General features: G+C 68.6%; 12 protein-coding genes. 6 read left to right on the forward strand and 6 right to left on the reverse strand.

Annotated features, from left to right (window positions below; all coding sequences use genetic code 11):
• Nucleotides 1-24: 24 nt before the first annotated feature.
• Nucleotides 25-1,047, reverse strand: a complete 1,023-nt coding sequence (locus D8670_RS10250; protein ID WP_121818014.1) for an NADP-dependent oxidoreductase — start codon at nt 1,045-1,047, stop codon at nt 25-27.
• Between the two features lie 86 nt (nt 1,048-1,133).
• Nucleotides 1,134-4,151 (reverse strand): PAS domain S-box protein, encoded by a 3,018-nt coding sequence (locus D8670_RS10255; RefSeq protein WP_162994255.1) that lies wholly within the window; start codon nt 4,149-4,151, stop codon nt 1,134-1,136.
• Nucleotides 4,152-4,791: 640 nt separating this feature from the next.
• Here D8670_RS10255 and D8670_RS10260 point away from each other — a divergent pair.
• The gene (locus D8670_RS10260; RefSeq protein ID WP_121818016.1) at nt 4,792-5,502 is read left to right on the forward strand and encodes a DUF4013 domain-containing protein; all 711 of its coding nucleotides are present in this window, start codon (nt 4,792-4,794) and stop codon (nt 5,500-5,502) included.
• Nucleotides 5,503-5,584: 82 nt separating this feature from the next.
• Nucleotides 5,585-6,571 (forward strand): MBL fold metallo-hydrolase, encoded by a 987-nt coding sequence (locus D8670_RS10265; protein ID WP_121818017.1) that lies wholly within the window; start codon nt 5,585-5,587, stop codon nt 6,569-6,571.
• Between the two features lie 8 nt (nt 6,572-6,579).
• Here D8670_RS10265 and D8670_RS10270 read toward each other — a convergent pair whose 3' ends face one another.
• The 4 genes from D8670_RS10270 to D8670_RS10285 form a co-directional block, all read right to left on the reverse strand.
• Nucleotides 6,580-6,855: a hypothetical protein gene (locus D8670_RS10270; protein ID WP_121818018.1), complete on the reverse strand. Its 276-nt coding sequence runs from the start codon at nt 6,853-6,855 to the stop codon at nt 6,580-6,582.
• Nucleotides 6,856-6,898: 43 nt separating this feature from the next.
• Nucleotides 6,899-7,222 carry a DUF5783 family protein gene (locus D8670_RS10275; protein ID WP_121818019.1) on the reverse strand — a complete coding sequence of 108 codons (324 nt, stop codon included), beginning with the start codon at nt 7,220-7,222 and terminating at the stop codon, nt 6,899-6,901.
• A gap of 43 nt (nt 7,223-7,265) precedes the next feature.
• Nucleotides 7,266-8,543, reverse strand: coding sequence for a hypothetical protein (locus D8670_RS20905; RefSeq protein ID WP_162994256.1), 1,278 nt, complete (start codon nt 8,541-8,543; stop codon nt 7,266-7,268).
• 129 nt (nt 8,544-8,672) lie between these two features.
• The gene (locus D8670_RS10285; protein WP_121818020.1) at nt 8,673-12,137 is read right to left on the reverse strand and encodes a PAS domain S-box protein; all 3,465 of its coding nucleotides are present in this window, start codon (nt 12,135-12,137) and stop codon (nt 8,673-8,675) included.
• Between the two features lie 158 nt (nt 12,138-12,295).
• Between D8670_RS10285 and D8670_RS10290 the strand changes: the two genes are divergently transcribed.
• The 4 genes from D8670_RS10290 to D8670_RS10305 all read left to right on the forward strand — a co-directional run bounded on the left by D8670_RS10290 (nt 12,296) and on the right by D8670_RS10305 (nt 16,172).
• Nucleotides 12,296-12,586 carry a hypothetical protein gene (locus D8670_RS10290; protein WP_121818021.1) on the forward strand — a complete coding sequence of 97 codons (291 nt, stop codon included), beginning with the start codon at nt 12,296-12,298 and terminating at the stop codon, nt 12,584-12,586.
• A gap of 287 nt (nt 12,587-12,873) precedes the next feature.
• Entirely contained in the window at nt 12,874-13,281 is a 408-nt protein-coding gene (locus tag D8670_RS10295) for a response regulator (RefSeq protein WP_121818022.1), read from the forward strand.
• A 252-nt stretch (nt 13,282-13,533) separates the two neighbouring features.
• Nucleotides 13,534-14,688 carry a hypothetical protein gene (locus D8670_RS10300; protein ID WP_162994257.1) on the forward strand — a complete coding sequence of 385 codons (1,155 nt, stop codon included), beginning with the start codon at nt 13,534-13,536 and terminating at the stop codon, nt 14,686-14,688.
• 173 nt (nt 14,689-14,861) lie between these two features.
• A complete protein-coding gene (locus D8670_RS10305) occupies nt 14,862-16,172 on the forward strand; it encodes a cytochrome P450 (protein ID WP_121818024.1) in 1,311 nt (436 codons plus the stop codon).
• Nucleotides 16,173-16,176: the final 4 nt, after the last annotated feature.

Here is a 16,176-nt window from a genome sequence, read left to right on the forward strand (position 1 = left end):
CCCTGACGGGGGGACGGCGTCCGGTTACTCTTCCCCGGTGTCCACCTTCACCAGCTGTTTCCCGACGTTCACGCCCTCGAACAGCCCTATGAACGCCTCGGGCGCGTTCTCGAACCCCTCGGTGACCGTCTCCCGGTACTGCACGTCGCCCGCGCCGATCCACTCGGCCAGCCGCTCGGTGGCCTCGTCGGCCCGCGCCGCGAAGTCGCTGACGAGGAAGCCCTGGACGCGGGCCCGCGTCTCGATGAGCGTGCCGAGCTTCCGCGGGCCGGTCGGGCGCTCGGTCGCGTTGTACTGCGATATCTGTCCGCAGACGGCGACGCGACCCCGGACGTTGAGGTGTGCGAACGCCGCGTCGGTCACCTCGCCGCCGACGTTGTCGAAGTAGACGTCGACGCCCTCCGGACAGGCCTCGCCGACCGCCGCGTACAGGTCGTCGGCGGCGCTGTAGTTGACGGCGTCGTCGAAGCCCAGTTCCCCCGTGAGCCACTCGACCTTCTCGTCTGCGCCGGCGACGCCGACGACGCGACAGCCGTTCAGCTTCGCGATCTGGCCGACGACGGAGCCGACCGCTCCCGCCGCGCCCGAGACGAGCACGGTGTCGCCGGGACGCGGCTCCGCCACGTCGAGCAGGCCGAAGTAGGCGGTCCGCCCGGGCATCCCGAGCACGCCGAGCGCCGTCGATACCGGAGCGAGGTCGGGGTCGACGGGGCGCAGGTCGTCGCCGTCGGCGGTCGCGTACTCGGCCCACAGGAGGTCGCCGTTGACCACGTCGCCCGCCTCGAAGTCGGGGTGGTTCGACTCGACGACGTCGCCGACGACACCGGCGCGCATCACGTCGCCGACCTCCCACGGGTCCGCGTAGGACTCGGCGTCGCGCATCCGTCCGCGCATGTAGGGGTCGACCGAGAGGTAGCGCGTCCGCACGAGCACCTCGCGGGGGCCGGGGTCGGGAACCTCGCCCTCGACCAGTTCGAAGTTCTCCGCCGTCGGATCACCGGTCGGTCGGCTCGCCAGCGTCCACTGCCGGTTGGTGTCAGCGACCATGCCCCGGGAGACGGGCGGGCGACGGATGTCGCTTTGGACGGCGGCGAGGGACGGGGCCGACCCGTCGGCTCCGGGATCGGGGCCGGTCAGGAGGCGACGCCGTGAGCGTCCGGGTCCTCGCCGTCCGCGGCCGGGAGCGTGAACGAGAACGTCGCACCCTCGCCGGGCTCGGACTCGACCCAGACGTCGCCGCCGTGGCGCTCGACGATGCGCCGGCAGAGCGCCAGACCGATCCCGGTCCCCTCGTGCTCCTCGCGGCCGTGCAACCGCTCGAACACCTCGAAGATCCGGTCCTGGTCCTCGGGGTCGATGCCGATACCCTCGTCGCTGACCGAGATCACCCACTCGTTCCCCTCCCGCTCGGCGGAGATGTGCACTCGCGGCGGCTCGTCGCCGCTGTAGGTGAGCGCGTTGCTCACGAGGTTCTGGACCACCTGCCGCAGTTGGTCGGGGTCGCCCTCGACGCGGGGGAGCGGCTCCGTTTCGACCTCGGCGTCGCGCTCCTCGATCCGGACCTGCAGGTCGTCGAGGACGTCGCTCGCGACCGCGTCCATGTCGACCGGTTCGAACGGGTCGCCCCGCGTCTCGACCCGCGAGTACTCGAGCAACCCGTCGATCATGTCGCGCATTCGCCCGGCCCCGTCGACCGCGAACTCGATGAACTCGCGGCCGTCCTCGTCGAGTTCGTCCGCGTACCGGTTCTCGATCAGCCGGAGGTAGCTGGAGACCATCCGCAGCGGCTCCTGCAGGTCGTGTGACACCGCGTAGGCGAACTGTTCGAGGCGCTCGTTGGACTCCTCCAGCTTGCGCTGGTACTCCTTGCGCTCGGTGACATCCGCGAACGTGACCACCGCACCCGTGATCCGGTCACCGTCGCGCATCGGCGTGCCGCTGACCGAAACCCACACGCGCTCGCCGTCCCGGCGCTCGATCCCGACCTCCACGTCGTGGACCGTCTCGCCGTTCTCCAGGATCCGGTAGGTAGGGGTCTCGTCGGGAGCGATCGCGGTTCCGTCCGAGGCGATCGGCTTCAGCAGCTCGGTCCGTCGCTCCTGGTCGCCGACCGCGTCGGGCAAGTACCCCAGGATCTCCTCGGTTCGGTCGTTGACGAGGTCGAACGCGCCGTCGGCGTCGAGGGTCGCGATCCCGACGGGGCTCGTCTCGACGATCCGCTCGATGAGGTTCCGCTCCTCGCGCAGCGCCTGTTCTCGCTCCTTGCGCTCGGTGATGTCCCGGATGATGCCCGTGAAGAGCTGCTCGCCCTCGTACTCGATCTCGCTGAACGAGATCGCGAGCGGGATCTCCGTCCCGTCCGCGCGCACGCCGGGCAGTTCGACGTAGTCCCAGTCGAGGGTGCGCTCGCCCGTTTCGAGGTATCGCCCGAACGCGTCGTAGTGGCGGTCGACCAGTTCGTCGGGCATGAGCGTGGTCAGCGACTCGCCGAGCAGTTCCGCGCGGTCGTAGCCGAACATCTCCTCGATCGCGGGGTTCACCGACCGAACCACGCTGTCCTCGTCGATGGTGACGATGACGTCGTTCGCCGCCCCCATGATCGCCCGGTACTGGGCTTTCAGCTCCGTGATGTCCTCTTCGACGACCACCACCCACTGGATCTCCCCGTCGTCGTCCGTGATCGGTTCGGCGTTCACCGAGAGCCACTTGCGCTTCTCGCCCGACGGCTCGACGCGGGCCTCCCAGCCGTACACGGGGCTTCCCGTGTCCATCACCCTCGCGAACGGGCGGTCGTCGAGGGGGATCGGGTCGCCGCGCTCGTCGTAGAACGCACGGTCGGCGACCTCGATCCGATCCTCGTCGCTGCCGGAGAGGCCGTGCAGCGCCAGCGCCCGCGAGTTCGCGCGTTCGACGTCGCCGTCCGCGCCGAACACCGAGATGCCGACCGGCGCGGCCTCCATTACCTGTTCGAGGAGGGCGTACTGCCGGTCGAGCGCTCGCTCGGTCTGCTTCCGCGAGACCAGGCTGCCGAGGTCCCGCGCGACGGAGGCCACGGTCTCGACCAGCCGGTCGTCGGCCTCGCGCCGATCGGAGCGGTAGAACTCGAGGACGACCGCGAGTTCGCCGTCGGCGACGACGGGGACGCCCAGTCCGGCCCGCAACCCGACCTCGGCCGCCGGGTCGGTGCGGGGGTAGACGTCCGCGGGGACCGACGTGACATCGTGGAACCAGACCGGCTCCGTCAGTTCCAGCACGCGGCCCGGGATCCCCTCGCCGGGGCCGAACGTGAAGTCGCGCGACGCTGCCTCGAACGACGCGAAGGATTCGGACTCGACGTACGACGCGGGGGAACGCTCGACGCGGCCGTCGTCGTTCGGCACCCACGCCTGCCCCACCTCCCAGTCGGTCCACTGGCAGACGTCCCGCAGCGCCGCCCGGAGGCCGTCCTCCAGCGTCGCGGCCTCCGCGATGGACTGGCTCACGGACAGCTGGAGCTGGCGCTCCTCGTCGGTCCGCTTTCGGTCGGTGACGTCGTAGTAGAACTCGACCCGCCCGCCGGCGTACCGGCCGGTCTCGATGGGCTTGCTGCGGTGCTCCAGCCAGCGGTCGTCCTCGCCCTCGGGGGTGGTCCGGACCTCGAACTCCTCCGCGTACGTGTTGTCGTCGTACGTCGAGAGGACGGTATCGGCGAAGTCGTCCGGCTCCGCGACGGCGCCGGTGATCGTCTCCCGGACGAGCGCCCGCTTGTCCCGGCCGATGACGTCCATCCCCGCCAGTCCCAGATACCGCTTCGCCGCCTCGTTGATCCAGGCGACGGTGAACTCCGCGTCGAGGACGACGACGCCGACGGCGACGCCGTCCAGCACGTCGTTGACCAGCGACGGGTACTCCTCCAGCGCCGGTCCGGGCGAGGTCGACGAACTCGCGGTCTGCACGGGTCGCCACCAGACGCGGTCCGACGCGCCCGCGGACTTCGCCTCTAGCTCGCCGTGCTCGGCGAGACGCTCCAGGCAGTCGCGCACCGCCTCCTTCGACCGGTCGAGGACCGCCGCGACCTCGGCGGTCGAGAGGGGTTCGCAGGGGTCGTCCCGCCGGTCGAAGACGGCCAGTACCTCGGCGCTGGCGTCGTCGGGCGGGGTCGACGATGACATACCCGGTTCTATCCCACGAAGGATAAAGTAGTATCGTCCGTTCTCGGGCCGTCCCCTCCGTCGTTTTCCGCGGCCGCAGTGGCGGCGCGCGCAGGCCAACCGACCCGATCCGATTAATTCCCTCGACACCCCACTTACCACATCCCCGCGGCAGCAGGGAACGATGGTCGAAAACCGCCGCCGAGCGCCGGACTGGAGCCCCGACAGAGGGCTGCGGGCCAGGATGGTCGCGGGCGACGCTCTCGTGCTGGCGAGCGCGCTGGAGACCTTCTCTCGTCGACGCCCGACCACGACCTCCGCACCCTCGACGGCAGCGTCGAGGCGCTGTACGTCGCCCCGCTCGACTTCGCGGAGTTCACCGAGGACGGCGACGACGGCCTGCTGAGCAGGGACCTCTTCCCGGACACCCACCCCGAGACGGCCGACCGGATCGAGCGGCTGCAGTCGATGGCCGCCGACCTGGAGCGGTGAGCGCGGACAGTGCCGGGGATCACGGCTCCGGACGTTCATTTCGTCGTCGCCAGTAATACGGATATTCCCCCGGTAGCGGCCGCGGAAAGCGGCGCATGCTTATCTCCGCTCCCGGCGTAGTAGGCCGGGAAGGAGCGGGGTCGAACGATTCCGACTCCACACTCACACCATGTTCACAGCATCACTCAGCTACCTTCGCAACACCGAGGGCTGGGAGCGCACGGCCGTCATCGGCGGCCTGCTCGGCGCTTTCAGCTTCCTCGTGATCCCCGCGTTCGCCGCGACGGGGTACCTGCTTCGCGTCCTGCGCGAGACGATGCGCGGCGACGACGAGGGCGCGCCCGCCTTCGACGACTGGGAGGCGATGACCGTCGACGGTCTGAAAGCGGCCGTCATCGGCCTGGCCTACGCGTTCCTCCCGAGCGCCCTCTTCGCCGTCGCCGCCACGGCTGGCGTCGCCGGGCTGCTCTCCGGGAGCGACGCGGGCGCGGTGACCGGCGGCCTCGTGCTGATCGCCAGCACGCTCGTCGCCGCCGTCCTCGCCCTCGCGTCGGCTTACGTGCTCCCGGCGGCGATCCTGAACTACGCGGACAAGGGCCGAATCGGCGCCGGCTTCGCCGCCGGCGAGGTCGGAGCGATGCTTGTCTCCCGCGAGTACGCGACCGCGTTCGGCTACGCGCTCGTCCTCGGCATCGCGGTCGGGCTCGCCGGCGGCGTGCTGAACGCCGTCCCGGTCCTCGGCTACGTCGCCACTGCGTTCGTCGCGTTCTACGCCGCCGTCGCGTCGGCGTGGATCTTCGGCACGGCCTACGCCGAGATGTACCCGGTCGACGTGACGGCCGGCAGCGACGGCGCTCCGGACGAGCGGGTCGTCGTCTGACCGCGCCACGGCCCCACTGTCCGACCCGCGGACGGTCACGGACGATCGAAAACGTTTCTCCGCCGCCGGGACAGGGACGACCATGGACCGGATCACGCTGTCGAACGCCGCGTTCGAGGGGGACAACAACGTCTACCTCTTCGCGGACGGCCCCGAGACGGTGCTCGTCGACACCGGCGATGGGGCCGCGACGACCCGGGAGCAACTGGAGCGCGCGCTCGGAGACCGCGGCGTCTCGCTCGCGGACGTCGACCGCGTCTTCCTCACCCACTGGCACGGCGACCACACCGGACTCGCCGGGCCGATCCAGGCCGAGAGCGGCGCCGACGTGTACGTCCACGCCCGCGACGCGCCGCTGGTCGAAGGTGACGAGGACGCCTGGGCCGCGATGCACGAGAAGCAGGACGCCTACTTCGAGCAGTGGGGCATGCCCGCGGACCAGCGGGCCGCCCTCCGCGAGCGGATGGCCGGCGCGGGACCGGGCGACGTGACCCCCGACGTGACGACGTTCGAGGACGGCGAGACGTTCTCGTTCGACGGGCACGATCTCCGCGTCGTCCACACCTCCGGCCACGCCGACGGCCTCTGTCTCTTCGAGATCGACGGCGGCCGCGAGGTGTTCTCCGGCGACGCGCTCCTCCCCCAGTACACGCCGAACGTCGGCGGCGCGGACGTCCGCGTCGAGCGCCCCCTCGAAAAGTACCTCCGGGCGCTCCGACGCATCGCAGACGCCGACTACGACCGCGCGTGGCCCGGCCACCGCGACCCCATCGACGACCCGACCGGCCGCGCCGAGTACATCATCGACCACCACGAGGAGCGGTCGTGGCGCGTCCTCGACGCCCTCCGGCGGAAGGGCCCCTGCGACACGTGGACGGTGAGCGACGACCTGTTCGGCGATCTGGAGGGGATCCACATCCTCCACGGCCCCGGCGAGTCCTACGCCCACCTCGAACACCTAGAGCGCGAGGGCTCGGTCGTCCGCGAGGGGAACGAGTACCGACTCGCGGACGGCGTCGCGGAGCGGTTGGAAGCGACGGACGGCGAGCGGTGGGCGTTGGAGTACTGAAACGGACCTCACGGCTCCTCCTCGCTCTCCTCGGCGATCGCCGCTCGGAGCGCCTGCCCGGTGCAGGACTCGCTGTCGACCACGGTCCCGCCGTCGTCGAGGGTCACGAGCGCGTACTTCGCGGTCGAGATGTAACCCCGCGGGGCCGCCTTCACGCCGACGAGGTACCCCTCGTCAACGGGCGCGGCGTCGACCACTTCGGCGTCCTGCCGGTCGGTGTGGATCGCCCTGAGAACGTGCGTGACCGCCGCCGCCCGGAGGCCGGGATCGAGTTCCTCGTCCATACCCGACCTTCGCGCGCGAGGGCCATCTATCTTCGCGGCGTTCTCACTCCGCGTCCGCGAACCCGAACTCCCGGCGCAGTTCCCGCTCGATGCCGTCGACGAGTTCGTCGAGCACGGCGTCGAACTGCTCGTGGTCGGCCACCGCGCCGACGCGACCGTGCGGGTCGTCGGGGAGTTCGACGCGGAACTCGCCGTCGCCCTCGTAAAAGGGCTCGCTCTCGTCCAGCACCTGCCGGTCGACGGCCTTCAGGACCGACGAGTCGTACCGGCCGTGCAGGTCCTGGTAGGCGCTCCTGTACGCCGTCTGGAGCTCGTCGAGGTAGTGGACGTACTTGTCCTCGAACTTCTCGGGGTCGAACTCGGTCACGGCCGACCGTTGCGGGCCGAGCGGGGAAACGCTGCCGAAACCGTCAGTCGGACCCGTCGCAGGCGCCGCGCCGGATCGTGACCCGCTCGTCGAGCGCGAGTTCGGTGCGGTCCGGGTCGTCGGCGTCCCCGGAGAGCGCGACCCACGTCTCGACCTCGCCCTCGTTGTACTCGCCGGCGAGTTCCGCCGCGTCGTTGAACGCGGGGTCGATCGTCAGTTCGTCGAGGTCGGCGAGCCCGCGGAACGCGCCGCCGTCCGTGCGCCCGGCGCCCCACGTCCACGAGACGGTGGCCTCGTCCCCGTCGCGGTCCCAGACGTCGTAGCTCGTCTGCCCGTCGTAGTCGTCGTCCCGCACGACCCATTCGCCCGACTCTGGCAGGCCGGTCATCTCGAAGGTGACGTACCCCCCGTCGGAGTCGCCGTCGAGGCGGCCGTGGACGACGACGAGGCTGAGGCCCTCGGGGCCGTCGTAGAGGAAGAGGACGCTCGCGTCGCCCTCCTGCAGGTCGGTCGTCCCGTGGGAGCTGTACGTCCCCGCCGCCGGGTCGGTGAACGGCGCCCGGTAGTCGTAGAACGCCTCGACCGGGTCGTCGCCCGGGAGCGGCGCGAAGGGGACGCAGTCGTCGCCCTGTTCGAGCGCGAACTCGGCGTCGTCGCGCTCCGTTTCCCGCGTTTCGTCATCGTCGGAGCCGAGGTCGTCGAGGCTCCCGACCGGTTCGCCGTTCACCCACACCGTCGCTCGTCCCTCAACCTCGAACTCGGTGAACTCGCCGGTGTACACGTAGCTGTCCCGCTCGCCGGCCTCCGAGACGGTCCCGCGGACCTCGCTCTCGTCGTCGATCTCGTCGTCGCCGTCCGCGTCGGGGCCTTTCGTCACGGCGTCGGTCACGCCGATCCGGTACTCGACGCCGTCTTCCCGCGCTTCGATCGTGACGGAGTTCGTGTCCCGCAGGTCGATCCGCTCGCCGTTGACGAGCACCGTCGCCGACCCGCGGAGGACGAACTCGGTGACTTTCCCGGCGAAGCGGTAACTGTCCCGCTCGCCGCTCTCCACGGCCCCGCGCACCACGCCGTCCTCGATCTCGTCGTCGCCGTCCGCGTCCGGCCCCTTCTCCACGTCGCCGTCGACGGCGAACCGGTACGCCACGGTCTCGTCCCCGCCCCGTATCGTCAGCTCGTTCGGCAGGTCGTCAGCGGCGCGGGAGCGCCCGGCGAGCGCCCGCAGGCCGCCGACGCCGATCCCCGTCGCCGCGAGCCCCTTCAGCACGTTTCGCCGACCAGTGCGACCGTCGCCCCCCTGTAGTTCGGTTCGATCTACCATCCGGAATCCCACCGTATCTCAGCCCGCGCCGCTACATAGGACCTGTTGAGACCTGACTGGTACTACCCGAGCGGTGTGGTGTCTCCCGGCGGAGGCTTCAGGCGGGCGCGGAGCGCGGACCCGCCCGCCTCACGCCCCGGCGTCGTCCGCGGCCGGCAGCGTGAAGGTGAACGTCGCCCCCTCGCCGGGTTCGGACGACACCCGGATCTCGCCGCCGTGGCGCTCGACGATCCGCTCGCACAGCGCGAGGCCGATCCCGGTTCCGCCGTGCTCGTCGGGCGCGTGGAGGCTCTCGAACACCTCGAAGACCGCGTCCGCGTCGTCCGGATCGATGCCGATCCCCTCGTCGCTGACCGAGACGGTCCAGCGCCCGCCGGTCCGCTCGGCCGCGACGCGGACCCGCGGCGGCTCGTCGCCGCTGTACTCGATCGCGTTGTCAAGCAGGTTCTGGAACAGCTGACGCAACTGCCCCTCGTCGCCCTCGACGCGGGGGAGGTCCCCGACGGTGATGTCGGCGCCGCTCTCCACGATCTTCACCTGCAGGTCGCTGCGAACGTCCGCGAGGACGTCGTCCAGGTCGACCGGCTCGAAGGAGTCCCCGCGCGTGTCGACCCGCGAGTACTTCAGCAGCCCCTGGATCATGTTCCGCATCCGGTTGGCGCCGTCGACCGCGAACTCCAGGAACTCGCGGCCGTCCTCGTCGAGTTCGTCGGCGTACCGGTCCTCGATCAGCTGGAGGTAACTGGAGACCATCCGCAGCGGTTCCTGCAGGTCGTGAGAGGCCGCGTAGGCGAACTGTTCGAGGCGCTCGTTGGACTCCTCCAGCTTGCGCTGGTACTCCTTGCGCTCGGTGATGTCGATGAGGGTGACGACCGCGCGGCTCACCTCGCCGTCGGCGTCGCGGACCGGCATGCCGTGGTTCAGGACCGTGCGGCGCTCCCCGTCGAACCCCTCGATCTCGATCACGTCCGGGTCGGTCACCTCTTCGCCCTGCAGCGCCCGGGCGAGCGCCCACTCCTCGGGCTCGACCGGCTCACCGGTGTCCACCCACCAGCCGTCGTACTGGTCGTACTCGGCGACGGAGTCGGACTCAACGATTTCGCCGCCCCAGATCTCCTTTGCGGCCTCGTTCCACTCGACGATGCGGCCGTCGGACTCGGCGACGAAGACGGCGACAGGGAGCAGGTCGATGAGCGCCCGGAGCTGGTTCTTGCTCTCCTGCAGCGCCTGCTCGCGCAGTTTGCGCTCGGTCACGTCGCGGTCCGAGACGACGATCGACACCACCTCACCGTCGTCGTTCGTCACCGGTCTGAAGAACCCTTCGAGGGTGTAGCGCTCCCCGTCCGGCCGGGTGAGGTCGGCCTGGAAGTCGACGTACTCGCCCTCCGCCGCCCGCTCGGTCCACTCCCTGACGTCGGCCGCCACGTCGTCGCCCTCGCCCCACCACGGCGTCTCCCAGAACGGTTCGCCGGTGACGTCGGCGAGATCCGCGTCGATGTACTCCATCGCCGTCCGGTTGATGTCGAGCACCGTCCCGTCGGGTTCGAGCAGGCCGACGAGGATGTTCGGGTCCTCGAAGATCGCCTCGAAGCGCCGCTCCGTCCGCTTCAGCTTCCGCTGGCGCTCCTTGCGCTCGGTGATGTCCTGTACGGTCCCGTCGAAGTACACCTCGCCGTCCTCCTCGACCCTGATCGCGGTCACCGAGATCCAGATCGTCTCCCCGTCGAGCGTCTCCTGTTTCAGCTCGTGGCCCTCGACGATCCCCTCGCGCTCCAGCGTCCGGCTGAATTCGGCGCGTTGATCGGGGTCGGGGTAGAGATCGCTGACGTCGTGTTCCAGCAGATCCTCCACGGAGTCTGCGTCGAAGATCGACGCCAGCGTGGCGTTCGCCGCGACGAACTCCCCGTCCGGCCCGGGCGTGTTGCGGTAGACGCCCACCGGCAGGTTCTCGACGATCCGCTCGTACCGTTCGAGCTCGCGCTCGCGCTCCTTCCGGTCCGAGATGTCGCGGACGACGCCGACGCGCTGTTCGTTACCGTCGGCCGTCGAGAGCATCGCGAACGTCGCTTCTGCCGGGAGCCGGTCGCCCGACGCCGTCTTCATCTCCGCTTCGACCACGGGGTTGTCCTCCTCGCCGTCGAGCATCGACGCCTCCGTCCGTCGCGCCTCCTCGACGACCTCCTCGTCGACGACGAGCGAGGCGTGCTCGCCGAGCAGCTCCTCGGGCTCGTAGCCGAGCATCTCCGCGTACGCCTCGTTGACCATCGTGAACCGCCCCGCGTCGTCTTTCACGTAGATGCCGTCGTTGATCGTCTCGACGATGGTCTCGTACCGTCGCAGCTCCCGCTCGCGCTCCTTGCGCTCGGTGACGTCGACCAGATAGCCGAGGTAGTGGTCGACGCCGCCGGCCTCGTCGCGGACGATCTTCGTCGTGTCTTTCACCCACCGCACGTCGCCGCCCTTCGTCCTGACGCGGTACGGCTCGTGACTGAACCGCTCGGTCGTCCCGTCGGTGTTCTCCTCGACCTCCCGGGCGACCCGGTCTATCTCCTCGTCGAGGAGCAGGTCGGTGTACGGCACGTCCCCGGACTCGAGCTCCTCTGGTGCGTAGCCGAGCACGTCCTCGACGTTCCGGGAGACGTACTCGACCGGCCAGCCCTCCTCGTCCCTCCACCTGAAGACGATCGTCGGGCCGGCCGCGAACATGTCGCGCTCCTCGGCCAGCTGCTGTTGGGCCCGCTTGCGCTCGGTCACGTCCCGGAGGTACACCGACAGCCCCGTCTCGGAGGGGTACGCACGGACCTCGAACCACCCGTCGAGCGGCTCGGGGACGTACTCCTCGAACGACACCGTCTCCTGCTCGCGGACGGCGCGCTCGAACCGGTCCTCGAACGGCCGGACGACGGCGTCCGGAAACGCGTCGCGGACGTGTTCGCCCACGAGCGTCCGCTCCTCCCGCCCGATCAGTTCTCGGGCACGCTCGTTGAGGTGCGTGAACCGCCACTCGTCGTCCAGCGCCACGAACGCGTCCGAGATGCGGCCGTAGATCTCCTCCGGGTCGCTGCGCTCCCGACGGGTTCGGACGGCAGACGCGAGGAGGCCCGCGACGTTCTCGACGAACGCCGCGTCGTGGTCGGTGAACAGCTGCTGCTCCGTCGCGTGGACGCTCAGGACGCCCCAGGGGTCCCCCTCCGACCCGACGGCGGCGGCGATGCCGCTGACCGCGTCCTGCCCGGCGAGGAGCTCGGAGCGGGAGAACCGCTCCTCCGACCGGAGATCCGCCGCGACGACCGCCTCCCGAGCGGTCAGGGCCCACCCCGCCATCGAGCCCCGGTCGACGGGCACCGTTGCGCTCCGGACGAGTTCCGCCGGCCAACCGACCCCCGCCCGCAGCACCGCCTCGTCGGCGTCCGGACGCAGATCCAGCACCGCAGCGTACTCGGCGTTCAGCGCGTCGGCGACGCGCGCCGCCGCGTCGTGCAGCAGCTCGTCGATATCGGCCGACTCCAGTGCCCGCTGACCGAGTTCCGCGACGACCTCCTGCTGTCGGATCCAGGCGTTTCGCTCCACGTCGCTCGTCGAGGGGGGTCCCATGCTACTCTTACTAGCCGAAGTCGTACAATAAAAATACACGGTGAATGAGGGCGTTTGCGCTCGGATCTCAAAGAGCAAGCAGTCGGCAACGGTGAGTCGAGAGCACTCACGGCGGTGCCGACCCAATATTTACGCTCGTATAGCGTCTGTATATTCGGATGTCAACGACTACCTCTCACTCGGACCGATCGTTCGGTTACACGTCCATCGTGGCCGTGCTCCTCGGACTCCTGATCGTCGGATACGGCCTTACGCTGCTTTCTGAGACGGCGCTCGGCGGGGGCTGGATCGCCGCGACCGGGCTCTCCGTCGCGCTAAGGGGCCTCTTCAGCACCGTCTGGGCCGGCCGGCGCTTCGGCCTCTCGGACGCCGACCGGCGTACCCTGACGCTGTCGTCCGTCGGCCTCGCGACGGTACTTTCCGTCGCGTTCGTCGTGATCATCCTGTAGCGCGGCGGCCTTCGGAAACGACGGCCCGACTCGCGCTAGCCGGTCGCGGCGAATGCTGCCCCGAGAGGGACGGTCGGCCGTCGGGAGCGTCGCTTGCGACCGTACCGGTATCGGTGCCATACCGCACCTCGCCCGCGACTGCAGAGAGAACAGAATCCCGCTGAGGCACTACCGAAGCGCGGTCGTCGCAAATCTGTTACTGTAGCATTCTACCGAAATACGAGCTAAAATCTCCGCCCGGAGCCAGTAGGTACTCTTTTTGTATTGTAGCATTAGATGTGAGCAAGATGGGGAAACGATCCGCGACGAACGCCGATATTCTCCTGGTCGAGGACAACCCCGGTGACGTTCGACTGATCCAAGAGGCGCTTGGAGAGACGCCGCACAACCTGCATATCACGAGAGACGGCAAGGAAGCGCTCGATTTCCTCCACCAGCGGAACGGGTTTACCGACGTCCCCTACCCCGATATCGCCCTTCTCGACCTGAACCTGCCGAGAGTAGACGGCATCGAGGTCCTCGAGGCGATCCGCAGCGACCCCGATCTGGATCGTGTTCGAGTTATCGTCCTCACCAGCGCGCAGCGGAAGGACACCGATATCGACCCCGACGCGATCGGCGAGGACGATTTCGTCACCAAACCCGCCGACCCGGACGAGTTCATGACTCTCGTACGTTCGCGAGTCGCGGACTGACGGGTGACTCCGTGCCGGGGGAGCGAGGAAAGGCTCGCATCGCTTCCTTCGGATAGAAGTAAAACGGCGAGTAGAAGCACTCGAATCGGATCTGATCGACGTTTCCGCTCGATATTCCTTCCGTCTCATCCATGCAGGGTACCCGGTCGTTACGGCCGTTCAGATGCCCACCCTCGAAATTGTCCGATTTCTGGCTACCGACGCGGGATCCGGAGATCAGTTTTATCATTCCGTATTATTTATTCCACTATCATGTCAGATACGGGAATGGAAATTCAGGACCTCTGGATCGAACGCGTATCGAACCGGCTCGGCTTCGATCACGCGTCGCAGACGCTCTTCGGAGGTCAACAGTTCGGTCCCTATCTCTTCATTGTGACCGTCGTCTGTCTCCATCTCCCGGTTCTGTCCGTAGCGGGATGGTTGCGAACCGGCACCCTGTCGATCGCCGTAAATCCTGGCGAGATATTCCAGCTGGTCGCGTGGCCCGCTGTCGTCTGGATCCTCCTCCGGACTAAATCGAAGTACGCCGCCGTCGTGAACGACCTCCCGGAGGCCGTCGACGAAGACGTCCGAGACCTCGAAACGGAGGGACCGATCGGCTCTCGGTTGCTCGCCGTTCTCGGTGTCCCGCGTGAACCGACCGAGAAAACGAATGCCGGACTCGAACGGATCGCACCGCAGCGAGTGATGGGTTCGGTTCTTTTCGTCGGCCTCCTGTTGTACGCCACTCAGTTGCTGCTACATCCGTCGACCCTGGTCGGGCCGGTGGCCGAGCTAACGGGTCCCGTCGTCGCGACGATCAGGTTCTATATCGTTATCCCGTTCGTGCTCTACCCCATCGGGGCCGAGTTTCTCACGGTCGTTATCGGAGTGCTCATCCTCCTGCCGTTCAAGATCCGTCGCGCGCAACTGATCGATTTCTCCGACCCGCACGGGTTCGCCGGCCTGTCTCCCGCGGGAGACCTGTTCAAGAGCGTCGCGGTCTCGTACTTCGTCTTGCTCACCGTGTTCACGACGTTTCAAACGGTCGCCGTCGGCGCGAGCCCTACCGACCTGGTCTCCTCGACTCTCCTTTCGACCGGGTTGGCGGCGGGTCTCGTGTTCTTCTTCGCCCCGATGTTCTGGATCAAGTCCTTCGTCGCGGCCGCCAAGGAAGCGAAGATAGACGCGTTAGCCAAACGGTCCAGAGAGGTGGGGCCCACTGACGACCTCTTCCCGTACGCCGAACCCGAGTCGAGCGACGACGCCAGCCAGCACACGTACAACCACATCCGAATGCAGAGGGTCGATGCGACGAACGAGTTCCCGCTGAACACGGCCATGCTGCAGGAGGTCCTCTTCGCGCTTGTGCTTCCGTACCTCACGTCTCTTGCGTTCGACTTCGTACTGAGCAGTATGGGGTAGCCTCCGTTCCCGGGACCGACAACGCGCGTTGCTACCGGGACCGCGCCGAAAAACGGGGACAGCTGAGAAGACGATTCCTCCGCGAATCCGAACGGAGGATGGCCCCCGCCAGTCAAAAAGACGTCCCGTATTCCGGGGCGTAGAACTTTGGAGTATTACGCCCACGTTCCGCTATGAGCGGAGCGAAACGGCCGCCGACCCCGGACGGTGTGCCGCTGCTCGGAAACGGGTTGGCGTTTTCGCGGGACCCGTTCGGCTCGGTCGCGGCGTGGGCCGACGAGGGCGACGTGGTCCACCTGCGGTTTCCCGGACGTTCGCTGTACATGGTGACCGGGCCGGACCTCGTCGAGCAGGTGTTGGTAGAACAGCAGGGGAAGTTCACCATCGGCCGAGAGCAGCGGGAGACGTTCGACGGCTTCGAGGACGACGCGGTCACCGCGTCGACGGGCGACCGGTGGAAGCGCCTCCGGCGGGCGTTGCAGCCGGCGTTCACCTGGGAGGGTATCCAGAAGTACGGGACTCGGATGTCCCGACGCACCGCCGACCACGTCGCACGCTGGGAGAGCGGCGACCAGCTCGACTTATTAGAGGAGATGCGGCTGTTGACGCTTCGCATCCTCGGCGATACGCTCCTCGGGGTCGACATCGAGGGCGACGAGGCAGTGGTGCTAGACGCCGCGGACGCGCTCGTCGACCGAGCTGATCCCCGCCGGTTCGGGCAGCTCCTGCCCGGGTGGGTGCCCACACCGACGGAACGTCGGTTCGACCGGGCGGTGGGGCGACTCGACGAGTACGTCACCAGCGTACTGGCCGACCGTTCGCCCGGCAGCGGGGACGTCGAATCGGTCCTGCTCGCCGCACACGAGCGCGGCGACCTCTCGACGGCGGAGGTACGCGACAACGCGACGGCGCTGCTGCTGGCGGGACACGACTCCTCGGCGGTGACGCTGACGTACGCGTGGTACGAGCTGAGTCGCCACGCCAGCGTTCGCGAACCGGTGGCCGCGGAGTGCGAGTCGGTCGTCGGAAACGGGCTCCCCGGCGCCGAGGACTTCGACGCGCTGCGGAAGACGCGAAACGTCGTCAGGGAAACGCTTCGACTGTATCCCCCGGCGTGGGCGGTGAACCGCGAAGCGACCGAGACGGTCGTGCTCGGCGAGTACGAAATCCCCGCGGGCGCCCAGGTGATGCTCCCGCAGTGGGCGGTCCATCGCGACGACCGCTTCTGGGAGGACCCGGAGGCGTTCGATCCGTCGCGGTGGGCGCGCGACGCCGAGAGACCGGAGTACGCCTACTTTCCGTTCAGCGGCGGCCCGCGCCACTGCGTCGGGATGCGGTTCGCCCGCCTCGAACTAGTCTTAGCGCTGGCGACGATGATCACTCGCGTCGACCTCGACGTCTCTGTCACCGAACCGCTGACGTTCTCGCCCTCGCTCTCGCTGCGACCGGAGACCGACGTCGAGGCGGTCGTTCGCCGGCCCTGATCGG

The sequence above is a fragment of the Halostella limicola genome (assembly GCF_003675875.1).
GTDB lineage: Archaea > Halobacteriota > Halobacteria > Halobacteriales > Natronoarchaeaceae > Halostella > Halostella limicola.

Excerpts from the sequence above, each read along its gene's own strand:
- D8670_RS10250 (WP_121818014.1), bottom strand. The coding sequence starts at position 1,047 with ATGGTCGCTGACACCAACCGGCAGTGGACGCTGGCGAGCCGACCGACC.
- D8670_RS10255 (WP_162994255.1), bottom strand. The coding sequence starts at position 4,151 with ATGTCATCGTCGACCCCGCCCGACGACGCCAGCGCCGAGGTACTGGCC.
- D8670_RS10260 (WP_121818016.1), top strand. The coding sequence starts at position 4,792 with ATGTTCACAGCATCACTCAGCTACCTTCGCAACACCGAGGGCTGGGAG.
- D8670_RS10265 (WP_121818017.1), top strand. The coding sequence starts at position 5,585 with ATGGACCGGATCACGCTGTCGAACGCCGCGTTCGAGGGGGACAACAAC.
- D8670_RS10270 (WP_121818018.1), bottom strand. The coding sequence starts at position 6,855 with ATGGACGAGGAACTCGATCCCGGCCTCCGGGCGGCGGCGGTCACGCAC.
- D8670_RS20905 (WP_162994256.1), bottom strand. The coding sequence starts at position 8,543 with ATGGTAGATCGAACCGAACTACAGGGGGGCGACGGTCGCACTGGTCGG.
- D8670_RS10285 (WP_121818020.1), bottom strand. The coding sequence starts at position 12,137 with ATGGGACCCCCCTCGACGAGCGACGTGGAGCGAAACGCCTGGATCCGA.
- D8670_RS10290 (WP_121818021.1), top strand. The coding sequence starts at position 12,296 with ATGTCAACGACTACCTCTCACTCGGACCGATCGTTCGGTTACACGTCC.
- D8670_RS10295 (WP_121818022.1), top strand. The coding sequence starts at position 12,874 with ATGGGGAAACGATCCGCGACGAACGCCGATATTCTCCTGGTCGAGGAC.
- D8670_RS10300 (WP_162994257.1), top strand. The coding sequence starts at position 13,534 with ATGTCAGATACGGGAATGGAAATTCAGGACCTCTGGATCGAACGCGTA.
- D8670_RS10305 (WP_121818024.1), top strand. The coding sequence starts at position 14,862 with ATGAGCGGAGCGAAACGGCCGCCGACCCCGGACGGTGTGCCGCTGCTC.